The 19,929-nt window shown below is 64.2% G+C and carries 16 protein-coding genes; 11 read left to right on the top strand and 5 right to left on the bottom strand.

Features of this window, described 5'->3' with window-relative positions:
• Nucleotides 1–69: 69 nt before the first annotated feature.
• The 5 genes from JQ604_RS23385 to JQ604_RS23365 all read left to right on the top strand — a co-directional run bounded on the left by JQ604_RS23385 (nucleotide 70) and on the right by JQ604_RS23365 (nucleotide 7,246).
• Nucleotides 70–3,030 carry a 2-oxoglutarate dehydrogenase E1 component gene (locus JQ604_RS23385; RefSeq protein WP_212362433.1) on the top strand — a complete coding sequence of 987 codons (2,961 nt, stop codon included), beginning with the start codon at nucleotides 70–72 and terminating at the stop codon, nucleotides 3,028–3,030.
• Between the two features lie 155 nt (nucleotides 3,031–3,185).
• Nucleotides 3,186–4,427, top strand: coding sequence for a 2-oxoglutarate dehydrogenase complex dihydrolipoyllysine-residue succinyltransferase (odhB, locus tag JQ604_RS23380; RefSeq protein WP_212362430.1), 1,242 nt, complete (start codon nucleotides 3,186–3,188; stop codon nucleotides 4,425–4,427).
• Between the two features lie 67 nt (nucleotides 4,428–4,494).
• Complete coding sequence (locus tag JQ604_RS23375) at nucleotides 4,495–5,244, top strand: SDR family oxidoreductase (RefSeq protein ID WP_212362427.1); 750 nt, start codon at nucleotides 4,495–4,497, stop codon at nucleotides 5,242–5,244.
• A gap of 35 nt (nucleotides 5,245–5,279) precedes the next feature.
• Nucleotides 5,280–6,680, top strand: a complete 1,401-nt coding sequence (lpdA, locus tag JQ604_RS23370) for a dihydrolipoyl dehydrogenase (RefSeq protein WP_212362424.1) — start codon at nucleotides 5,280–5,282, stop codon at nucleotides 6,678–6,680.
• 35 nt (nucleotides 6,681–6,715) lie between these two features.
• Nucleotides 6,716–7,246 carry a hypothetical protein gene (locus tag JQ604_RS23365; RefSeq protein WP_212362421.1) on the top strand — a complete coding sequence of 177 codons (531 nt, stop codon included), beginning with the start codon at nucleotides 6,716–6,718 and terminating at the stop codon, nucleotides 7,244–7,246.
• A 137-nt stretch (nucleotides 7,247–7,383) separates the two neighbouring features.
• Here JQ604_RS23365 and JQ604_RS23360 read toward each other — a convergent pair whose 3' ends face one another.
• From JQ604_RS23360 to JQ604_RS23345, 4 genes are all read right to left on the bottom strand, one after another.
• A complete protein-coding gene (locus tag JQ604_RS23360; RefSeq protein WP_212362418.1) occupies nucleotides 7,384–7,974 on the bottom strand; it encodes a DUF4337 domain-containing protein in 591 nt (196 codons plus the stop codon).
• Nucleotides 7,975–8,078: 104 nt separating this feature from the next.
• On the bottom strand, nucleotides 8,079–9,584 hold the full coding sequence (locus tag JQ604_RS23355) for a sulfatase (protein WP_249158588.1): 1,506 nt from the start codon (nucleotides 9,582–9,584) through the stop codon (nucleotides 8,079–8,081).
• Nucleotides 9,585–9,668: 84 nt separating this feature from the next.
• Nucleotides 9,669–9,911 carry a hypothetical protein gene (locus tag JQ604_RS23350; protein ID WP_249158587.1) on the bottom strand — a complete coding sequence of 81 codons (243 nt, stop codon included), beginning with the start codon at nucleotides 9,909–9,911 and terminating at the stop codon, nucleotides 9,669–9,671.
• A gap of 156 nt (nucleotides 9,912–10,067) precedes the next feature.
• Entirely contained in the window at nucleotides 10,068–11,039 is a 972-nt protein-coding gene (locus tag JQ604_RS23345) for a tyrosine recombinase XerC (protein ID WP_212362415.1), read from the bottom strand.
• A gap of 125 nt (nucleotides 11,040–11,164) precedes the next feature.
• On the opposite strand from JQ604_RS23345, the gene JQ604_RS23340 reads away from it, so the two are divergent.
• Complete coding sequence (locus tag JQ604_RS23340) at nucleotides 11,165–13,375, top strand: primosomal protein N' (protein ID WP_212362412.1); 2,211 nt, start codon at nucleotides 11,165–11,167, stop codon at nucleotides 13,373–13,375.
• Nucleotides 13,376–13,546: 171 nt separating this feature from the next.
• On the opposite strand, the gene JQ604_RS23335 is transcribed toward JQ604_RS23340, so the two are convergent.
• Nucleotides 13,547–14,056 carry a septal ring lytic transglycosylase RlpA family protein gene (locus JQ604_RS23335; RefSeq protein WP_212362409.1) on the bottom strand — a complete coding sequence of 170 codons (510 nt, stop codon included), beginning with the start codon at nucleotides 14,054–14,056 and terminating at the stop codon, nucleotides 13,547–13,549.
• Nucleotides 14,057–14,689: 633 nt separating this feature from the next.
• Between JQ604_RS23335 and JQ604_RS23330 the strand changes: the two genes are divergently transcribed.
• From JQ604_RS23330 to JQ604_RS23310, 5 genes are all read left to right on the top strand, one after another.
• On the top strand, nucleotides 14,690–15,250 hold the full coding sequence (locus JQ604_RS23330) for a F0F1 ATP synthase subunit delta (RefSeq protein WP_212362406.1): 561 nt from the start codon (nucleotides 14,690–14,692) through the stop codon (nucleotides 15,248–15,250).
• Nucleotides 15,250–16,779, top strand: a complete 1,530-nt coding sequence (atpA, locus tag JQ604_RS23325; protein WP_212362403.1) for a F0F1 ATP synthase subunit alpha — start codon at nucleotides 15,250–15,252, stop codon at nucleotides 16,777–16,779. Before JQ604_RS23330 ends, atpA begins: the two co-directional genes overlap by 1 nt.
• 150 nt (nucleotides 16,780–16,929) lie before the next feature.
• The gene (locus JQ604_RS23320) at nucleotides 16,930–17,805 is read left to right on the top strand and encodes a F0F1 ATP synthase subunit gamma (RefSeq protein WP_212362400.1); all 876 of its coding nucleotides are present in this window, start codon (nucleotides 16,930–16,932) and stop codon (nucleotides 17,803–17,805) included.
• Nucleotides 17,806–17,859: 54 nt separating this feature from the next.
• Entirely contained in the window at nucleotides 17,860–19,299 is a 1,440-nt protein-coding gene (gene atpD, locus JQ604_RS23315) for a F0F1 ATP synthase subunit beta (protein ID WP_212362397.1), read from the top strand.
• A 93-nt stretch (nucleotides 19,300–19,392) separates the two neighbouring features.
• Nucleotides 19,393–19,800 (top strand): F0F1 ATP synthase subunit epsilon, encoded by a 408-nt coding sequence (locus JQ604_RS23310; protein WP_212362394.1) that lies wholly within the window; start codon nucleotides 19,393–19,395, stop codon nucleotides 19,798–19,800.
• Nucleotides 19,801–19,929: the final 129 nt, after the last annotated feature.

Here is a 19,929-nt window from a genome sequence, read left to right as displayed (position 1 = left end):
GACCCGGCCAACGGGTCGGCGCTAGCGCCGTCTTCTACGCGCGAACCGAAAAATCACCAGGACTGCCCCATGTCTCGCCAGGACGCGAATGCCGCTTTTGCCCTCTCATCTTTTTTGCAGGGCACAAACGCCGCCTACATCGACGACCTCTACGCCCGTTACGAACAAGACCCCGCCTCGGTCGACGCCGAGTGGCAGGAGTTCTTCAAAAGTCTGAAAGATGCGCCCGCCGACGTTCAGAAGAACGCCGAGGGCGCCTCCTGGAGCCGGGACAACTGGCCGCTCACCCCCCGCGATGACCTGACCTCCGCGCTGGACGGCAACTGGGCCCAGGTCGAGAAGGCCGTCGGCGCCAAGCTCGCCGCCAAGGCGCAGGCCAAGGGCGCCGAGCTCTCCGCCGCCGATGTCAACCAGGCCACCCGCGATTCCGTCCGCGCGTTGATGCTGATCCGCGCCTACCGCATGCGCGGCCATTTCCACGCCAAGCTCGACCCGCTCGGCATCGAGGCGCCGCGCGATCGCGAAGAGCTCGATCCGCGCTCCTACGGCTTCACCGAGGCCGATTACGACCGCAAGATCTTCCTCGACCACGTGCTCGGCCTAGAATACGGCACGCTGCGCGAGATCGTGCAGATCTGCGAGCGCACCTACTGCCAGACGCTCGGCGTCGAGTTCATGCACATCTCCAACGCCGCGCAGAAGGCGTGGATCCAGGAGCGCATCGAAGGTCCGGACAAGGAGATCAGCTTTACCCGCGAGGGTCGCCGCGCGATCCTCAACAAGCTGATCGAAGCCGAAGGCTTTGAGAAGTTCTGCGACGTCAAGTTCACCGGCACCAAGCGCTTCGGCCTCGACGGCGGTGAGTCGCTGATCCCCGCGCTGGAGCAGATCATCAAGCGTGGCGGCAATCTCGGCGTGAAGGAGATCGTGGTCGGCATGCCGCATCGCGGCCGCCTCAATGTGCTGACCCAGGTGATGGGAAAGTCGCATCGCGCGCTGTTCCACGAATTCAAGGGCGGCTCGGCTAATCCCGAGGACGTCGAGGGCTCCGGTGACGTCAAGTATCACCTCGGTGCGTCCTCGGACCGCGAGTTCGACGGCAACCGGATCCATCTATCGCTGACCGCCAACCCCTCGCATCTCGAGATCGTCGATCCCGTCGTGCTCGGTAAGGTGCGCGCCAAGCAGGACCAGCATGGCGATCCGCCGGACATGCGCATCTCCGTGCTGCCGCTCCTGATGCACGGCGACGCCGCGTTCGCCGGCCAGGGCGTGGTCGCCGAGTGTTTCGGCCTCTCCGACCTGAAGGGTTACCGCACCGGCGGTTCGCTGCACTTCATCGTCAACAACCAGATCGGCTTCACCACCTATCCGCGCTACTCGCGCTCCTCGCCCTATCCGTCCGACGTGGCGAAGATGATCGACGCGCCGATCTTCCACGTGAACGGCGACGATCCGGAGGCCGTGGTGTTCGCCGCCAAGGTCGCGATCGAATTCCGGCAGAAATTCCACAAGCCCGTCGTGATCGACATGTTCTGCTACCGCAGGCATGGCCACAACGAAGGCGACGAGCCGGCATTCACCCAGCCGGTGATGTACAAGCGCATCGCCTCGCACCCGTCGACGCTGGAGATCTATGCCAAGCGGCTGGTCGCCGAAGGCGTGATGACCGAAGGCGAGGTCGACAAGGCCAAGGCCGACTGGCGCGCACGGCTCGATGCCGAATTCGAGGCCGGCTCGGGCTACAAGCCGAACAAGGCCGACTGGCTCGACGGCAAGTGGTCGGGCTTCAAGATCGCCGATCAGGAAGAGGATGCCCGCCGCGGCGTCACCGGCGTCGACGTCAGCACGCTGAAGGACATCGGCCGCAAGATCACCAAGGTGCCGGACGGTTTCCGCGTTCACCGCACCATCCAGCGCTTCCTCGACAACCGCGCCAAGGCGATCGACACCGGCGTCGGCATTGACTGGGCGACAGGCGAGGCGCTGGCGTTCTGCTCGCTGCTGCAGGAAGGCCATCACGTCCGCCTGTCCGGCCAGGACTCCGAGCGCGGCACGTTCTCGCAGCGCCACTCGGTGCTGATCGACCAGGAAGACGAGAGCCGCTACACGCCGTACAACCATCTCGGCGGCGACAACACCGGCCACTACGAGGTCATCAACTCGCTGCTGTCGGAAGAGGCCGTGCTCGGCTTCGAATACGGCTACTCGCTCGCCGAGCCGAATGCGCTGGCGATGTGGGAAGCGCAGTTCGGCGACTTCGCCAACGGCGCGCAGGTGTTGTTCGACCAGTTCATCTCGTCGGGCGAGCGCAAATGGCTGCGCATGTCCGGTCTCGTCTGCCTGTTGCCGCACGGCTATGAAGGGCAGGGGCCCGAGCATTCCTCGGCGCGTCTGGAGCGTTATCTGCAGATGTGCGCCGAAGACAACATGCAAGTGGTCTATCCGACCACGCCGGCGAATTACTTCCACGTGCTGCGCCGCCAGCTGCATCGCGAGATCCGCAAGCCGCTGATCATGATGACGCCGAAGTCGCTGCTGCGCCACAAGCGCGCGGTGTCGCGGCTCGACGAGCTCAGCACGGGCACCACGTTCCACCGCGTCCTGTACGATGACGCCCAGATGCTGCCGGACGAGGCGATCAAGCTGAAGGGCGACGACAAGATCCGTCGCGTCGTGCTGTGCTCCGGCAAGGTCTATTACGACCTCTATGAGGAGCGCGAGAAGCGCGGCATCGACGACGTCTACTTGATGCGCATCGAGCAGCTCTATCCGGTGCCGCTGAAGGCGCTGGTGCATGAACTCGGCCGCTTCAAGGGTGCCGAGATGGTCTGGTGCCAGGAAGAGCCGCGCAACATGGGTTCGTGGCACTTCATCGAGCCCTATCTCGAGTGGGTGCTGAACCAGATCAACGCGCCGAACAAGCGTCCGCGCTACGCGGGCCGCCCGGCGTCCGCCGCGACCGCGACCGGCCTGATGTCCAAGCACCTGGCGCAGCTCAAGGCGTTCCTCGACGAAGCGCTGAACTAACGACCTCACTCCATCATGCCCCGCGCAAGCGGGGCATCCGGTGCCCCCTGTCATCCAGCCTCGATCGCTGTCGTCACGGAGCACCGGATCATCCGCTTTGGCGGATGATCGCCGCACAAGTTTTATGACCGCAGGGTTATCTTAAGGAAAAGACCATGACTGAAATCCGTGTGCCGACGCTCGGCGAATCCGTGACTGAGGCCACCATCGGCCGCTGGTTCAAGAAGGCTGGCGAGGCCGTCGCGGTGGACGAGCCGTTGGTCGAGCTCGAAACCGACAAGGTCACGATCGAGGTGCCCGCGCCATCCGCCGGCACGCTCGGTGAGATCATCGCCAAGGACGGCGAGACCGTCGCCGTCGGCGCGCTGCTCGGCCAGATCAATGAGGGCGCCGCTGCCGCCAAGCCGGCCGCGGCTCCCGCCGCAGCGCCGGCCAAGGCCGCCGCAGCCGCAGCGCCTGCCGCCGCTCCCGCCGCGCCGAAGGCGCCGCCGGCCGATGCGCCGCTTGCGCCCTCGGTGCGCAAGCTCTCGGCCGAGAGCGGCGTCGACGCCTCGACCGTGCCGGGCTCCGGCAAGGATGGCCGCGTCACCAAGGGCGACATGCTGGCCGCGATCGAGAAGGCGGCGTCCGCGCCGACCCCGGTCAATCAGCCCGCCGCCGCCGTGCAGGTCCGCGCGCCGTCGCCGGCCGACGATGCCGCGCGCGAGGAGCGTGTGAAGATGACCCGGCTGCGCCAGACCATCGCGCGCCGCCTCAAGGACGTGCAGAACACCGCCGCGATGCTGACGACCTTCAACGAGGTCGACATGACCAACGTGATGGCGCTGCGCGCGCAGTACAAGGACGCGTTCGAGAAGAAGCACGGCACCAAGCTCGGCTTCATGGGCTTCTTCACCAAGGCCTGCGTGCAGGCGCTGAAGGACATTCCTGCTGTTAACGCCGAGATCGATGGCGGCGACCTGATCTACAAGAACTACTATCACGTCGGCGTCGCCGTCGGCACTGATCGCGGCCTGGTCGTGCCTGTGGTGCGCGACTGCGACCACAAGTCGATCTCCGACATCGAGAAGGGAATCGCCGATTTCGGCCGCCGCGCCCGCGACGGTCAGCTCAAGATCGACGAGATGCAGGGCGGCACCTTCACCATCACCAATGGCGGCATCTACGGCTCGCTGATGTCGACCCCGATCCTCAACGCGCCGCAGTCCGGCATCCTCGGCATGCACAAGATCCAGGAGCGGCCGATGGTGGTCGGCGGCAAGATCGAGGTCCGCCCGATGATGTATCTGGCGCTGTCCTATGATCACCGCGTGATCGACGGCAAGGAAGCGGTGACCTTCCTGGTGCGCGTCAAGGAGAGCCTGGAAGATCCGGCGCGGCTGGTGCTTGATCTCTGATCGCTGATGCTCTGCGAGCGCCGTCGCCTGTTTGTGCGACGGCGCGTGTCGAACCATGGAGGCGCGCATGACGGATAGAGTCGTTGTCATCACCGGCGGGAGCCGCGGCATCGGCCGTGCGACCGCGCTGGCCGCCGCTGCGCGCGGCTTCCGCGTCGTCGTCGGCTATGCCAGCAACAAGCAGGCTGCCGACGAGGTCGTTGGCCAGATTGCGGCCAGCAATGGCAAGGCCATCGCGGTGAAATGCGATGTTGCCGAGGAAGGCGACATCGTCGAGCTGTTCAAGGCCGCGGACAAGTTCGGCACGCTCGGCGCCCTCGTCAACAATGGCGGCATCGTCGGCAAGAGCGGCGTGCGCGTCGACGAGATGTCGGCCGAACGCATCCAGCGCGTCATGGCGGTCAATGTCACCGGCAGCATCCTGTGCGCGCGTGAGGCGGTGAAGCGGATGTCGACCAAGCATGGCGGCAAGGGTGGCGTCATCGTCAACCTGTCCTCGGTCGCAGCCAAGCTCGGCGCGCCCAACACCTATGTCGACTACGCCGCCTCCAAGGGCGCGATCGATTCCTTCACGATCGGTCTCGGCTATGAAGTCGCCGGCGAAGGCATCCGCGTCGCCGGCATCCGGCCCGGCCTGATCGATACCGAGATCCATGCCGCCGGCGGCGAGCCCGACCGGGCACATCGGCTTGCGCATCTGGTGCCGATGAAGCGCGTCGGTACCGCCGATGAAATCGCCAATGCCATCGTCTGGCTGCTGTCGGACGAGGCTTCCTATGTCACCAGCACGATCCTCGACGTCTCGGGCGGTCGCTAACAAACTTTCACTGAATATCGCTACAGGACTTCATCATGGCTTCTTACGATCTCGTCGTCATCGGTACCGGACCCGGCGGTTACGTCTGCGCGGTGCGCGCGGCGCAACTCGGCATGAAGGTCGCGGTCGTCGAGAAGAACGCGACGCTCGGCGGCACCTGCCTTAATGTCGGCTGCATGCCGTCGAAGGCGCTGCTGCATGCCTCCGAAATGTTCGAGGAAGCCGCGCATTCCTTCGCCAAGATGGGCGTCAGCGTCTCCACGCCGAAGCTCGATCTGCCTGCGATGATGAACTTCAAGCAGCAGGGTATCGACGGCAACGTCAAGGGCGTCGAATTCCTGATGAAGAAGAACAAGATCGACGTGCTGAAGGGCACCGGCAAGATCCTCGGCGCCGGCAAGGTCGAAATCTCCGGCGGCGGCAAGAGCGAGACGGTCGAGACGAAGAATATCGTGATCGCCACCGGCTCTGACATCGCGCGGCTGAAGGGCATCGAGATCGACGAGAAGCGCATCGTGTCCTCGACCGGTGCGCTGTCGCTGGAGAAGGTGCCGGAGAAGATGCTCATCGTCGGCGCCGGCGTGATCGGGCTCGAGCTCGGCTCGGTGTGGCGCCGTCTCGGCGCTGAGGTCATGGTCGTGGAATTCCTCGACCGCATTCTGCCCGGCATGGATGGCGAAGTGGCGAAGCAATTCCAGCGCATGCTGGAGAAGCAGGGATTCGTCTTCAAGCTCGGCGCCAAGGTCACTTCGGTTGATACCTCGGGCAAGACGCTGTCGGCCAAGATCGAGCCTGCCGCCGGCGGCGCGGCGGAAGCGCTTGAAGCCGACGTCGTGCTGGTCTGCATCGGCCGCGTGCCCTACACCGAAGGCCTCGGGCTGAAGGAAGCCGGCGTCGCGCTCGACAACCGCGGCCGCGTCCAGATCGACGCGCATTTCTCGACCTCGGTGAAGGGCGTCTACGCCATCGGCGACGTCGTGGCCGGACCGATGCTTGCGCACAAGGCGGAAGATGAAGGCGTTGCGGTGGCCGAGATCATCGCGGGCCAGGCCGGCCACGTGAACTACGATGTTATCCCAGGCGTCGTGTATACCACGCCCGAAGTGTCGTCCGTCGGCAAGACCGAGGAAGAGCTGAAGCAGGCCGGCGTCGCCTACACCGTCGGCAAATTCCCCTTCACCGCGAACGGCCGCTCCAAGGTCAACCAGACCACTGACGGCTTCGTGAAGATTCTCGCAGATGCGAAGACGGATAGGGTGCTTGGCGTGCATATCGTCGGTCGCGAGGCCGGTGAGATGATCCAAGAGGCCTGCGTCCTGATGGAATTCGGCGGTTCTGCGGAAGATCTGGCGCGCACCTGCCACGCCCACCCGACCCGCTCGGAGGCGGTCAAGGAAGCCGCGCTTGCGGTCGGCAAGCGGGCGATCCATATGTGATCGACATCCGGCGCGAGCCGGGTAGAGATAACACCATGCTGCGCCGCCTGCTTCAGCCGTTCTGGGTCCTGCTCGCGATCGTCTTCCTGGTCGAAGCCTGGCTATGGGACCATCTCGAGCCGATCGTCGCGCGGGTCGTCGCCTGGATTCCGCTTCACCGGTTCAAGCAGTGGCTCGCCGATCGCGTCGATTCCCTGTCGCCGGCGATGACGCTGATCGTGTTTGCCGTGCCGCTCATTCCGCTGTTTCCGCTCAAGCTGGTCGGGCTCTGGCTGCTGACGCACGAATATTGGGTCAGTGCGATCTCGACCATCGTGTTCGCTAAGTTCTTGGGCGTCGGCGTCACCGCCTTCATTTTCGACGTGACGCGGCCGAAGCTCCTGGAGATGGCCTGGTTCAAGGCGCTCTATCAGTTCGTGATGAACATGCGTGCCAAGGCTGCCGCGCTGGTCGAGCCGGTCAAGCAGCGAATTCGCGAGATCGTTCGTGGTGACGGCAGCGGCTGGTCGTCGCGCATGTTCCGGCTGATCGCGCGCTTCCGCAAAAGCGTCCACGAAGCGCGCTGATCATGTCCCGTGTCATCACCCGCGCATGCGGGTGATCCAGTATTCCAGAGACAGTTGTGATCTAGCTGAGAAGCCGCGGCGTACTGGGTCCCCGCTTTCGCGGGGACGACAGCTTTGTGTGTGCCGCCGTCAGCACATCAATGGAACGGCAGCAGATGCGGCTGGAACATGCCGAGCGCGGTCACCGCGATGCCGGCCAGCGTCAGCAGGCCTGATACCCAGGCAAGCGCCAGGATGCCGGTGATGATGGTGGCCGAGGCCAGCACGATCGCAATCTGGAAGGCGGCCGAGGCGAGCTCGAAATGGTGATACTTCGACTGCGCCTCGTCGCGCTCATGCTCGGCGTGCTTGGCGCGCTCGGCCAGCTGCTCCGATCCCTCGCCGGTGTCCGGCTCGGAGCGGTAGCGCGCCGCGGTCTTCTGCCAGTCGTCGATCTGCTTCTGCAGCGCCGCCTTGGTGGCCTCATCGGTCGCACCGCCGAGGCTGAGCTTGCCCTGTTCGGCCGCAACCTGCACTGTGGTGCGGCGGATGCTCTTGGCCTGGAAAAACGCCCAGAGATTGGAGGCTTCGACGTTCTTGCTGATCGTTTCGGTCTGCGCACCCTTGCCGAGCGTTTCCGAGAGGGCCAGGCACAGCGCGATCACGGCGATCAGCAGCGCGATCTTCTTGTTCTCACCGGATGCGTGCTCGGCATGTTCGGCGTGCTCCATACTCTCGTGTGCGCTCATGATTCCCCTCCGGATGAGACCGCCCCACGATTGCCGAATTGCGCTGCGCAACGCAAGGGGCGAGCGCTTTATGGCATTGGCATGAATATGAACGCGAGAGCGATTTAACGCACCCGCTCCGCCGGGTATTCGAACGCCTGACCAAACTCCTGGCGGTCATCGTAGGGCGTGACGAAGAAACGCGGCGTATGGGGCCTGAACGGCTCGCCGGTCAGGCACGACAGCACCAGCGGGAAAGTATCGACCAGGGTGAGATCATCAGCAGCGTCGGCACGGCAGGAGGCGGGCAGGCGCAACGCGTTCAGATTGCCGAAGCGTTCGTGCAGGTCGTCGTCGGTCCATGTGGTCGGCGGCTTGTCGAACTGGCCGTTGAAGGCGGTGCCGTGATCGGACTGCAGGATGATCAGCGCGGGAGGGTCTGACGTCGTGATCGCCCGCAATAACGCCAGCGTCTGCGTATTGGTGCAAACAAGCTGATCGATGAACGCCGGCCGCGCCGTCGGGCTCCAGCCCTGCAAATCAGGTTCTGCCGGCCGGAAGCTGCAATCGGCATGAAACCGGATCGGCGGATGCGGCGCCAGCACATGGGCGTACAGGAAGTATGGAGCCGCAGTATCGCGGATGTCGCTCAATTTGGCCGTTACATCGGCAACACCGCCCCATGCGAACGCGGCTGATCGCGCCCCCGGCTTCAACGCGTCCCAGCTGACGAGAAGGTCGATCAGCGGGGTGTTGGACAGGATCGCGCTGTCGAGCTCGTCGAGCCCCCAATTGCCGCGGATGCATCTGGGCTCGCGAGGGTGGCATGCGGTGAGGTAGTCATAGCCGTTCTCGAAGTGAACGTAAGTGTAGCCCATCGCCTTCAGCTTCGAGACGGTGCGGCTCTGGCCCTTCACGATCAGCTGCATGTCCAGCAAGTCAAGCGGCCGGAGACCCTCGCTGTCGCGCTGCACCGTGTAGTCCATGTTCAGGGTGCTCGAGATCGAATTGACGGTCGCGGGGAAGTTGGCGCGACTGTTGCCGAGAACGACGAAATCGAGCGCCGAAAGCTGCCGTACGAAGCCGGAATTATCGAAGCCGAAGGTCTCGCGAAGCACGTCCTGCCGCGGATACCCGTCCAGTACGATCCAGTAGATATTGGGCGCCACGCGCGCGCGGATGCTTCTCTCGAGATTGCCGGCTGCGGCTTGCGATTCGTGACGGCTCGCGAGAAAGGCTGCGATCCGGACCAGCGAAGGTGAGGCAAACGCCAGTGCCAGGATCAGCGCGATCGAGGCGGCAACGGACTGCCGCAAGAATATCAGAGCGAGCGCGCCGGCCGCGATGGCGATGACGGGCCAAATGGACGGCAGCCAGATCGCGACATCCTGGTGGCGTCGGCCGACGATCGCACCGTATGTGCAAAGCACGAAGGCCGTCACACCGACCGCGAGCAGGCAGCGCCACAGCGGGAATCGCGGCAATGCCAGCTTGAGGCAGATGGCGCTGACGGCGACGCCGGCCAGGATGAACCATGCGTAACGAAAGACGAGCGTCGCATCGGCGAGCTCGTGCATGTTCGCGGCATAGAAATCGAACAGCACCATCGTCGATAGGACGATGGTGGCCATCGTTGCCTGGATCAGACTGCGCGCATCGTGGCCGCCAATCCGCATCACCCGGCCTGCATCCGTGGATCGCTGATCGTGGCCTGATCAGCCGTCACTGTCGCGCAGCACACGCTCGCTTGAATCGGTTGATTTTGAGCGCCGGAACAGTCCGCCGATCCGATGCCAATAGCTGCGTACCACGACCATGCCGCCGGCGACGCCGGCGATCAGCCCCTGCAGGGCAAAGCTTCCGGCGCCCGGGTCGAGATATGCGTACGCATGGGTCGGCATCAGGATGGCGATGCAGACCAGGGTCGCGGGCATTATGGCGAAAGTTGTGTTCTTCATTCTCGCTACCAACGCTGCGGAAACATGCAGAAACAAGGCCTTCTGCACGCAACCGTAGCACCGTGCCGGAGATGCTCACCTTAATTCTTGGTCATGCGGGTGGATCGCGGCCGGCCGTGACTTTTTTGCACGCGGGAACTTGCCGGGCGCTCGTGATCAACCGCGCGGGTGTGCGGAGCGATAGACTTCCAGCAGCCGTTCGCTGTCGATGCCGGTGTAAATCTGGGTGGTCGAGAGCGAGGCGTGACCGAGCAGCTCCTGAATCGCGCGCAAATCGCCGCCGCGGCTGAGCAGGTGTGTGGCGAAAGAGTGGCGCAATGCGTGCGGTGTGGCGCTGTCGGGCAGACCGAGCGCGCCGCGCAATCGCTCCATGGTGAGCTGGATGATGCGCGGGCTCAGCGGGCCGCCGCGTGCGCCGACGAATACCGGGCCCGTGGGCGACAGCGAATGCGGACAGGCCGCGGCATAGTCGGCGATCAGCTGCAGCACATTCTGCAGCACCGGCACCATCCGCGTCTTGTTGCCCTTGCCGGTCACGACGAGCACATCGCCCTCGCCGGGCTTCGGCACGTCGCGGCGCTTCAGCCCGAGCGCTTCGGAGATGCGCAGGCCCGAGCCGTAGAGCAGCGCCATCACCGCGGCGTCGCGCATCAGGATCCAGGTCTCGCGGGTTTCGCCGGCGCGTTCATCCGCGTCGGCAAAACGTTTTGCAGCTTCCATATGGATCGGCTTCGGCAGGCTCTTCGCAACCTTCGGCGCGCGGATCGCCGACAGCGCGCCGACCTTGCCCTTGCCCTCGCGCTCCAGGAAGCGGCCGAACGAGCGCAGGCCGGCGAGCGCGCGCATCAGCGATCGTCCACCGATCTCGTCGGCACGTCGCATCGCCATGAAGGCGCGCACGTCGCTCGCTTCAAGGCCAGCAAAGCCGTCGAGCGTGACCTGCGATCCCCAATGCTCGGCGAGAAAGATCAGGCATTGGCGGACGTCGCGGGCATAGGCTTCCAGCGTCTTCGGCGACAGTCGCCGTTCGGCGCGCAGATGCGCCAGCCAGCGCGTCATCTGCTGCGTGACGCCCAAGTCGGCGCAATCGAGCTCGATCGGCTGGATGATCTGTTCCGTTCGGGCCATGACGTCCTGATGGAGGCGCGATTGGCGTTGCGATTCTCGTTATTATATCGCATCGCTTTCGTTTACCGTTCGCTAACTTCCCGCGCCGCCCGCGGCCGGATCAGGCGCAAACCGCGACTTTCTCGATGGATCACGCAACACGCAGCAGCACGGCTTCCGCATCGGCGACCAAAGTCGTCGATGTGCTGGTGCCTGTCGCGTTGAACCAGACCTATTCCTACCGCGTGCCGCGCGGCATGGAGCTCGTGCCCGGCGACGTCATCTGCGTGCCGCTCGGCCCGCGCGAGGTCGTGGCCGTGGTCTGGGCCAACAATGAGAAGCCCGATCCGCGCCTGCATAACCGCCTCAAGGATGTCAGCGAGAAGCTCGACGTACCTCCGCTGAAGACGGAACTGCGACAACTCGTCGACTGGGTCTCGACCTACACGCTGTCGGCGCGCGGCATGGTGCTGCGGATGACGCTTCGGATGGGCGAAAATCTCGGGCCCGAACGGATGCGGCTCGGGGTGCGCCTGGTCGGCGATCCGCCGCGACGTCTGACACCGGCGCGGCGGCGGGTGATCGACGTGTTGTCGGACGGGCTGCTGCACGGCAAGTCCGATGCGGCGCGCGAGGCCGGCGTCAGTTCGGGCGTGATCGACGGTCTCGTCGATGAGGGCACGCTGGCGGTGGAGGCGATGCCGCCGCCGGCCGTCCCGCCGGCGCCTGATCCGGATTTTGCGCAGCCGCAGTTCTCACGCGACCAGCGCAGCGCGGTCGACATGATGCGCACGCTCGCCGCTAGCGGCAGCTTCCATGTCGCGCTGCTCGACGGCGTCACCGGTTCGGGCAAGACGGAGGTCTATTTCGAGGCGATCGCGGAAAATATCCGCCGCGGCAAGCAGTCGCTGATCCTGATGCCGGAGATCGCGCTGACCGGCCAGTTCCTCGATCGCTTCTCGCAGCGATTTGGCGTGCGGCCGCTGGAATGGCATTCGGAGCTGACGCCGCGCACCCGTGCGCGCAACTGGGCGGCGATCTCCGAAGGCAAGGCGCCGGTCGTGGTCGGTGCGCGCTCGGCGCTGTTCCTGCCCTATGCCGATCTCGGCCTGATCATCGTCGATGAAGAGCACGACCAAGCCTACAAGCAGGATGAGGGCGCGCATTATCACGCCCGCGACATGGCGGTGGTACGCGCACACATCGCCAAGATTCCGATCGTGCTGGCGTCCGCCACGCCGTCGGTGGAGAGCGAGGTCAATGCGCGCAAGGGCCGCTACCAGCGTGTGGCGCTGCCGGCGCGATTCGGCGGCCAGACCATGCCGCATATCGAGGCGATCGATTTGCGTCGGGCTCAGCCAGCCCGTGGCCGCTTCATCTCGCCGCCGCTGGCCGAGCAGGTCCGCTTTGCGATCGAGCGGAAGGAGCAGGCGCTGCTGTTCCTCAATCGCCGCGGCTATGCGCCGCTGACGCTGTGCCGCGCTTGCGGCCATCGCTTCGCCTGCACGATCTGCGACGCTTGGCTGGTCGATCATCGCTTTCGCCAGCGGCTGGTCTGCCATCACTGCGGCTTCTCGATGCCGCGGCCGAACATCTGTCCGCATTGCCAGGCCGAAGAATCGCTGGCTGCCGTCGGTCCCGGCGTCGAGCGCCTGCAGGAGGAGGCCGCCCAGATATTTCCCGAGGCTCGCACCATGGTGCTGTCGAGCGACCTCATCACCTCGATCGAGACCATGCGCAGCGAGCTCAACGAGATCGCCGAGGGCCGCGTCGACATCATCATCGGCACGCAGCTGGTGGCGAAGGGGCACAATTTTCCGCGGCTCAACCTGGTCGGCGTGATCGACGCCGATCTCGGCCTCAGCAACGGCGATCCGCGCGCCGCCGAGCGCACGTTCCAACTCCTGAATCAGGTGGTCGGCCGCGCCGGACGCGAGCAGGGCCGCGGCGTCGGCTATCTGCAGACCCATCAGCCCGAGCATCCCGTGATGAAGGCGCTGATCGCCAGCGATCGCGAGGCGTTCTATGCCAGCGAGATCGATATCCGCGAGCGCACCGGCTATCCGCCGTTCGGACGGCTGGCAAGCCTGATCATCTCTGCGGGCGATCGGCCGACCGCGGAAGGCTTTGCGCGCAAGCTGGCGTCCATTGCGCCGATCGACGAACGCATCCAGGTGCTGGGTCCCGCCGAAGCGCCGCTCGCGGTCATCAAGGGCCGCTACCGCTTCCGCCTGCTGGTGAAGTCGCTGCGCAATGTCGACCTCTCGCAATATTTGCGCGAATGGCTCGAGGCCGCGCCAAAGACCACAGGCAATCTCAAGCTCGAGGTCGACGTCGATCCGCAGAGTTTTCTCTAAGCGTCGCAAACCCTTTCCGTCATTGCTCCTCGCAACGACGGAAAGGGACAACGAAAAAACCTGCCGTCATTGGCGACGGCAGGCTTTGATCGAACCGCGAAGATTTCGCGATCGCTACGCGACGCAACGCTTACCGAGCACGCTGATCGGGAAACGGCGTGACAGGCGCCCTTACGACACCACCTCGGCGGTGACGCGGCCGACGCCGGCACCGGTCAGGCCGATGGCGCGGGCAGCACCGGTGGAGAGGTCGAGCACGCGGCCACGGATGAACGGACCACGGTCATTGATGGTGACGACGACGCTGCGGCCGCCATGGGTGACGCGGAGCCTGGTGCCGAAGGGCAGCGAGCGATGGGCCGCGGTCATGGCATTCTGGTTGAAGCGCTGGCCCGACGCAGTCTTGCTGCCGGACTCATTGCCGTAATAGGAGGCCATCCCCGAGAAGCTGTGGCCGCCGCCGGTGGACGGCGAGGCGATCGAGGCATTGGCATCGCGCCAGGAGGACGTCTCGGCCGCCCGGGCGTGGTGATGATGGTGGTGGGCGCGGTGATGGTGGTGCCTGGATTTGGCAGAAGCTTCGGTGGCAGTTCCACCGACCAACAGAGTTGCGGCAACGAAAGCGAGCGCCATACGCGGCTGGGTAATCGTTCCCAGCACAGAGTTCTTGATATTGAACATAGATTTAAGACCCTCAGACAATATTGCCACCAACGTGGCAAGTGGAACCCCCGTCCCAAAGTTGACCAAGGCCGTTTGGTTTCCCATTGAGGCATGATTTGGGCAGTAAATCCCCAAAGCTCCCGCTTGAAATATCTTGTTACTGCCAAGGCTCTTCGACAGAAATTCCGTAATATTTGGCTTTAACGATATATTAACTAATACAATACTTGCGAATACTGATTAGAAGGTCGCGAGTAAGTTTTCGGTAAGTAATCGCCAAATGGAGCGCGCAGCCGCCTCCGGTTCCAAAATTCTGCGCTCATGGGAGGTATGCAACGGCTGATGGAACAAATTCGCCGGAGGCTGAACGGATGTCCGCGAGCCCGGAAATTTCCGGTCAGCGAATCTGCGTTTCATCGAGCCCGCGCAGCCCGCAAAACCTTGTGCGACAAGCCATCCACGAGGCGCGCCGTCATGTTGCACCTGCGCCGTTGCTATGTTAGCAAAGCCGCGATTTTAACGATCCCGGCACGTCCCGTGTCGGTCGAAAATCGAAGTCCCGCTTGAATTCCAAGGGCTTGGATCGCTTGGCGCCGCGTTCGTGGCGACGGTTTTTCCCTTGCGAGTTTGACAGCAATAAAGAGCGAGCACGTGGCTGCTGAAGATCCGTCCGTTTCGGGAGTGTCCGGTCGTTACGCAACGGCCTTGTTTGAGCTGGCGCGCGACGAGAACTCCGTCGATGCCGTAAGGGCCGATCTCGACAAGTTCGAGGCCATGCTCAATGAAAGCGCCGATCTGAAGCGCCTGGTGCGCAGCCCGGTGTTTGCCGCCGACCAACAGCTCAAGGCGCTGGGTGCGGTGCTCGACAAGGCTGGCATCGTCGGCACCAGCGCAAAATTCCTCAAAGTGCTCACCGCGAATCGCCGGCTGTTCGCCGTCGCCGATGTGATCCGCGCCTATCGCGCGCTGGTGGCCAAATTCAAGGGCGAGGCGACCGCCGAGGTCACCGTCGCCGAACAGCTCAATGAAAAGAATCTCGACGCGCTGAAGTCCGCACTGAAGTCGGTGACGGGCAAGGACGTCGCGCTCAACGTGAAGGTCGATCCCTCCATTATCGGTGGCCTGGTGGTCAAGCTCGGCAGCCGCATGGTGGATAGTTCGCTTCGCACCAAACTCAATTCGATCAAGCACGCGATGAAAGAGGCAGGCTGATGGACATCCGCGCCGCGGAAATTTCCGCGATCCTCAAGGACCAGATCAAGAATTTCGGCCAGGAAGCCGAAGTCACCGAAGTCGGGCAGGTGCTGTCCGTCGGTGACGGTATCGCCCGCGTCTACGGCCTCGACAACGTCCAGGCCGGTGAAATGGTCGAGTTCGAGAACGGCACGCGCGGCATGGCGCTCAATCTCGAAACCGACAACGTCGGTATCGTGATTTTCGGCGCCGACCGCGAGATCAAGGAAGGCCAGACTGTCAAGCGTACCCGCGCGATCGTGGACGCGCCGGTCGGCAAGGGCCTGCTCGGCCGCGTCGTCGACGCGCTGGGCAACCCGATCGACGGCAAGGGCCCGATCCAGGCCGACAAGCGCATGCGCGTCGACGTCAAGGCGCCCGGCATCATTCCGCGCAAGTCGGTGAACGAGCCGATGGCAACCGGCCTCAAGGCGATCGACGCCCTGATCCCGATCGGCCGCGGCCAGCGCGAGCTGATCATCGGCGACCGTCAGACCGGCAAGACCGCGATCGCGCTCGACACCATTCTGAACCAGAAGCCGCTCAACGCGCAGCCCGACGAGAACATCAAGCTGTATTGCGTCTACGTCGCGATCGGCCAGAAGCGTTCCACCGTCGCGCAGTTCGTCAAGGTGCTCGAAGAGCAGGGCGCGCTGGAATATTCGATCGTCGTCGCGGCCACCGCGTCCGATCCGGCCCCGATGCAGTACATCGCGCCGTTCACCGGCTGCACCATGGGCGAGTACTTCCGCGACAACGGCATGCACGCCGTGATCATCTATGACGACCTGTCCAAGCAGGCCGTCGCCTACCGCCAGATGTCGCTGCTGCTGCGCCGTCCGCCGGGCCGCGAAGCTTATCCGGGCGACGTGTTCTATCTGCACTCCCGCCTGCTCGAGCGCGCGGCGAAGCTCAACAAGGATCAGGGCTCCGGCTCGCTGACCGCGCTGCCGGTCATCGAAACCCAGGCCAACGACGTGTCGGCCTACATTCCGACCAACGTCATCTCGATCACCGACGGCCAGATCTTCCTGGAAACCGACCTGTTCTTCCAGGGCATCCGTCCCGCGGTGAACGTCGGTCTGTCGGTGTCGCGCGTCGGCTCGTCCGCGCAGACCAAGGCCACCAAGAAGGTCGCCGGCAAGATCAAGGGTGAGCTGGCGCAGTACCGCGAAATGGCGGCATTCGCGCAGTTCGGTTCCGACCTCGACGCCTCGACCCAGCGCCTGCTCAACCGCGGCTCGCGCCTGACCGAGCTCCTGAAGCAGCCGCAGTTCGCGCCGCTGAAGATGGAAGAGCAGGTCTGCGTGATCTGGGCCGGCACCAACGGCTATCTCGATCCGCTTCCGATCAACAAGGTGCGCGCGTTCGAAGACGGTCTGTTGTCGCTGCTGCGCGGCAAGAACGCCGAGATCCTCAACGCGATCCGCGACAGCCGCGACCTGTCCGACGATACCGCCGCCAAGCTGAAGTCGGTGGTCGAAGGCTACGCAAAGTCCTTCGCATAAGAGAGCCATCGTGGTCGGGCTTGTCCCGGCCATCCACGGCTTTGCCGTGCGAACGATGAAGACGTGGATGCCCGGGACAAGCCCGGGCATGACGACTGGGATAGGCTAGCGGCTTGATCGCAAGGATCGAACCGCCGGGGTGAACGAAGAATGGCGTCACTTAAAGACATGCGGGTCCGCATCGCCTCCACCAAGGCGACGCAGAAGATCACCAAGGCCATGCAGATGGTCGCGGCCTCCAGATTGCGCCGCGCCCAGCAGGCGGCCGAGGCGGCGCGGCCCTACGCCGACAAGATGGGCGCGGTGATCGCCAATATCGCCGGCGCTGCGGCAGGTTCGCCCGGCGCACCGGCGCTGCTGACCGGCACCGGCAAGGATCAGGTTCACCTGCTTCTCGTCTGTACCGGCGAGCGCGGCCTGTCCGGCGCCTTCAACTCCTCGATCGTGCGTCTCGCCCGTGAGCGTGCGCAGTCGCTGATCGCGCAGGGCAAGGATGTGAAGTTCTTCTGCGTCGGCCGCAAGGGCTATGAGCAGCTCCGCCGCTTGTACGAAAAGCAGATCGTCGAGCATCTCGACCTGCGCAGCGTTCGTCAGCTCGGCTTCGTCAACGCCGAGGACATCGCCAAGAAGGTGCTGGCCCGTTTCGACAATGGCGAGTTCGACGTCTGCACGCTGTTCTACGCGCAGTTCAAGTCGGTGATCGCTCAAATCCCGACCGCGCAGCAGATCATTCCGCTGGCTGTCGAAGAAAAGGCGGCGAACGCGCCGACGACGTCCTACGATTATGAGCCGGAGGAAGACGAACTCCTCTCGCGCCTGTTGCCGCGCAATATCGCGGTCCAGATCTTCCGTGCGCTGCTGGAAAACAACGCCTCGTTCTATGGTGCGCAGATGAGCTCCATGGACAACGCCACCCGCAACGCCGGCGAAATGATTCGCAAGCAAACCCAGATCTACAACCGAACCCGTCAAGCCCAGATCACCAAGGAGCTGATCGAGATCATCTCCGGCGCCGAGGCGGTCTGACGCACGAATCAAACGACGGTCGTTCAAGTCAAGAATTTCGAAGGAGAGCTAATCATGGCCACAGCCAACCCGGTCGGTCGCGTCACCCAGGTCATGGGCGCCGTCGTCGACGTGCAGTTCGAGGGCCATCTGCCCGCGATTCTCAACTCGCTCGAGACCAAGAACGGCAACATCCGCCTCGTGCTGGAAGTTGCGCAGCACCTCGGTGAATCCACGGTGCGCACGATCGCGATGGACGTGACCGAAGGTCTGGTGCGCGGCCAGGAAGTGACCGACACCGGCCAGCCGATCGCGGTTCCGGTGGGCGACGGCACGCTCGGCCGCATCATGAACGTGATCGGCGAGCCGATCGACGAAGCCGGCCCGATCAAGTCGGAAGGCCTGCGCGCCATCCACCAGGAGGCGCCGACCTACACCGACCAGTCCACCGAAGCTGAAATTCTCGTCACCGGCATCAAGGTCGTCGACCTCCTTGCCCCGTACGCCAAGGGCGGCAAGATCGGCCTGTTCGGCGGCGCCGGCGTCGGCAAGACCGTGCTGATTCAGGAGCTGATCAACAACGTCGCGAAGGCGCACGGTGGCTACTCCGTGTTCGCCGGCGTCGGCGAGCGCACCCGCGAAGGCAACGACCTCTATCACGAGTTCATCGAATCCAAGGTCAACGCCGATCCGCACAATCCGGATCCGAGCGTGAAGTCGAAGTGCGCGCTGGTGTTCGGTCAGATGAACGAGCCGCCCGGCGCCCGCGCCCGCGTCGGCCTCACCGGCCTGACCGTCGCCGAGCACTTCCGCGACCAGGGCCAGGACGTGCTGTTCTTCGTCGACAACATCTTCCGCTTCACCCAGGCCGGCTCGGAAGTGTCGGCGCTGCTCGGCCGTATTCCTTCGGCCGTGGGTTATCAGCCGACGCTCGCGACCGACATGGGCGCGCTGCAGGAGCGCATCACCACCACGCAGAAGGGCTCGATCACCTCGGTGCAGGCGATCTACGTGCCGGCCGACGACTTGACCGACCCGGCGCCCGCGACCTCGTTCGCGCACTTGGACGCCACCACGGTGCTGTCGCGCGCGATCTCCGAAAAGGGCATCTATCCGGCGGTGGACCCGCTCGACTCGACCTCGCGCATGCTCTCGCCGCTCGTCGTCGGCGAGGAGCACTACAACACCGCGCGCATGGTCCAGCAGGTGCTGCAGCGCTACAAGTCGCTGCAGGACATCATCGCCATTCTCGGCATGGACGAACTGTCGGAAGAGGACAAGCTGACGGTGGCCCGCGCCCGCAAGGTCGAGCGCTTCCTGTCGCAGCCGTTCCACGTCGCCGAAATCTTCACGGGATCGCCGGGCAAGTTCGTCGACCTCGCCGACACCATCAAGGGCTTCCGCGATCTCTGCCAGGGCAAGTATGACCACCTGCCGGAGGCGGCCTTCTACATGGTCGGCACGATCGAAGAAGCCGTCGAGAAGGGCAAGAAGCTGGCGGCGGAAGCCGCCTAAGAGGCGAATAGCGAATAGGGAGTGGCGAATAGATAGCCGCCACTTCCTTTCTTCCCTACTCGCCATTCGCAATTCGCTACTCGCAGGTTATCCATGGCCACCTTCCACTTCGATCTCGTCTCTCCCGAAAAGCTCGCCTTCTCCGGCGAGGTCGATCAGGTCGACGTTCCCGGCGTGGAGGGTGATTTCGGCGTGCTCGCCGGTCACGCCCCGGTCGTCGCCGCGGTTCGCCCGGGCATCCTGACCATCACCGCGGCCGGCAAGCGCGAGAAGGTCATCGTGCTCGGCGGTCTTGCCGAAGTGTCGGACAAGGGCCTCACCGTGCTCGCCGACGTCGCGACCGCGCTCGCCGATATCGATCGCGCGCAGTTCGCCGAGACCATCAATGAGATGCAGGAAAAGCTCGCCGAGAAGGAAGGCTCCGAACTCGACCACGCCATCGAGCGGCTCGATCACTTCAAGAGCATCCAGCACGAGCTCAACACCACGGCGATGCACTAAGGCTGCCCCAGGGCTTCTGATTCAGCGCACGAAAACCTGAACAATTTCAGCGCTCGCCACACCGTGGCGGGCGCTTATTTGTTGCGCCGGGGAACTTCTGGCGGCATTCTGCCCGCGGCTGATTGTGGT

Origin of the sequence: Bradyrhizobium jicamae (assembly GCF_018130695.1) — a bacterium.
Lineage (GTDB): Bacteria > Pseudomonadota > Alphaproteobacteria > Rhizobiales > Xanthobacteraceae > Bradyrhizobium > Bradyrhizobium jicamae_B.
Note: the sequence above shows the minus strand (reverse complement) of the source record. Positions and strands in the feature narration are given on the sequence as shown.

Coding starts and splice junctions, on each gene's coding strand:
- odhB (WP_212362430.1), top strand. CDS start 3,186: ATGACTGAAATCCGTGTGCCGACGCTCGGCGAATCCGTGACTGAGGCC.
- JQ604_RS23375 (WP_212362427.1), top strand. CDS start 4,495: ATGACGGATAGAGTCGTTGTCATCACCGGCGGGAGCCGCGGCATCGGC.
- JQ604_RS23365 (WP_212362421.1), top strand. CDS start 6,716: ATGCTGCGCCGCCTGCTTCAGCCGTTCTGGGTCCTGCTCGCGATCGTC.
- atpA (WP_212362403.1), top strand. CDS start 15,250: ATGGACATCCGCGCCGCGGAAATTTCCGCGATCCTCAAGGACCAGATC.
- JQ604_RS23345 (WP_212362415.1), bottom strand. CDS start 11,039: ATGGCCCGAACGGAACAGATCATCCAGCCGATCGAGCTCGATTGCGCC.
- JQ604_RS23355 (WP_249158588.1), bottom strand. CDS start 9,584: ATGGCCACCATCGTCCTATCGACGATGGTGCTGTTCGATTTCTATGCC.
- JQ604_RS23320 (WP_212362400.1), top strand. CDS start 16,930: ATGGCGTCACTTAAAGACATGCGGGTCCGCATCGCCTCCACCAAGGCG.
- JQ604_RS23360 (WP_212362418.1), bottom strand. CDS start 7,974: ATGAGCGCACACGAGAGTATGGAGCACGCCGAACATGCCGAGCACGCA.
- JQ604_RS23340 (WP_212362412.1), top strand. CDS start 11,165: ATGGATCACGCAACACGCAGCAGCACGGCTTCCGCATCGGCGACCAAA.
- JQ604_RS23385 (WP_212362433.1), top strand. CDS start 70: ATGTCTCGCCAGGACGCGAATGCCGCTTTTGCCCTCTCATCTTTTTTG.
- lpdA (WP_212362424.1), top strand. CDS start 5,280: ATGGCTTCTTACGATCTCGTCGTCATCGGTACCGGACCCGGCGGTTAC.
- JQ604_RS23350 (WP_249158587.1), bottom strand. CDS start 9,911: ATGAAGAACACAACTTTCGCCATAATGCCCGCGACCCTGGTCTGCATC.
- JQ604_RS23310 (WP_212362394.1), top strand. CDS start 19,393: ATGGCCACCTTCCACTTCGATCTCGTCTCTCCCGAAAAGCTCGCCTTC.
- atpD (WP_212362397.1), top strand. CDS start 17,860: ATGGCCACAGCCAACCCGGTCGGTCGCGTCACCCAGGTCATGGGCGCC.
- JQ604_RS23335 (WP_212362409.1), bottom strand. CDS start 14,056: ATGTTCAATATCAAGAACTCTGTGCTGGGAACGATTACCCAGCCGCGT.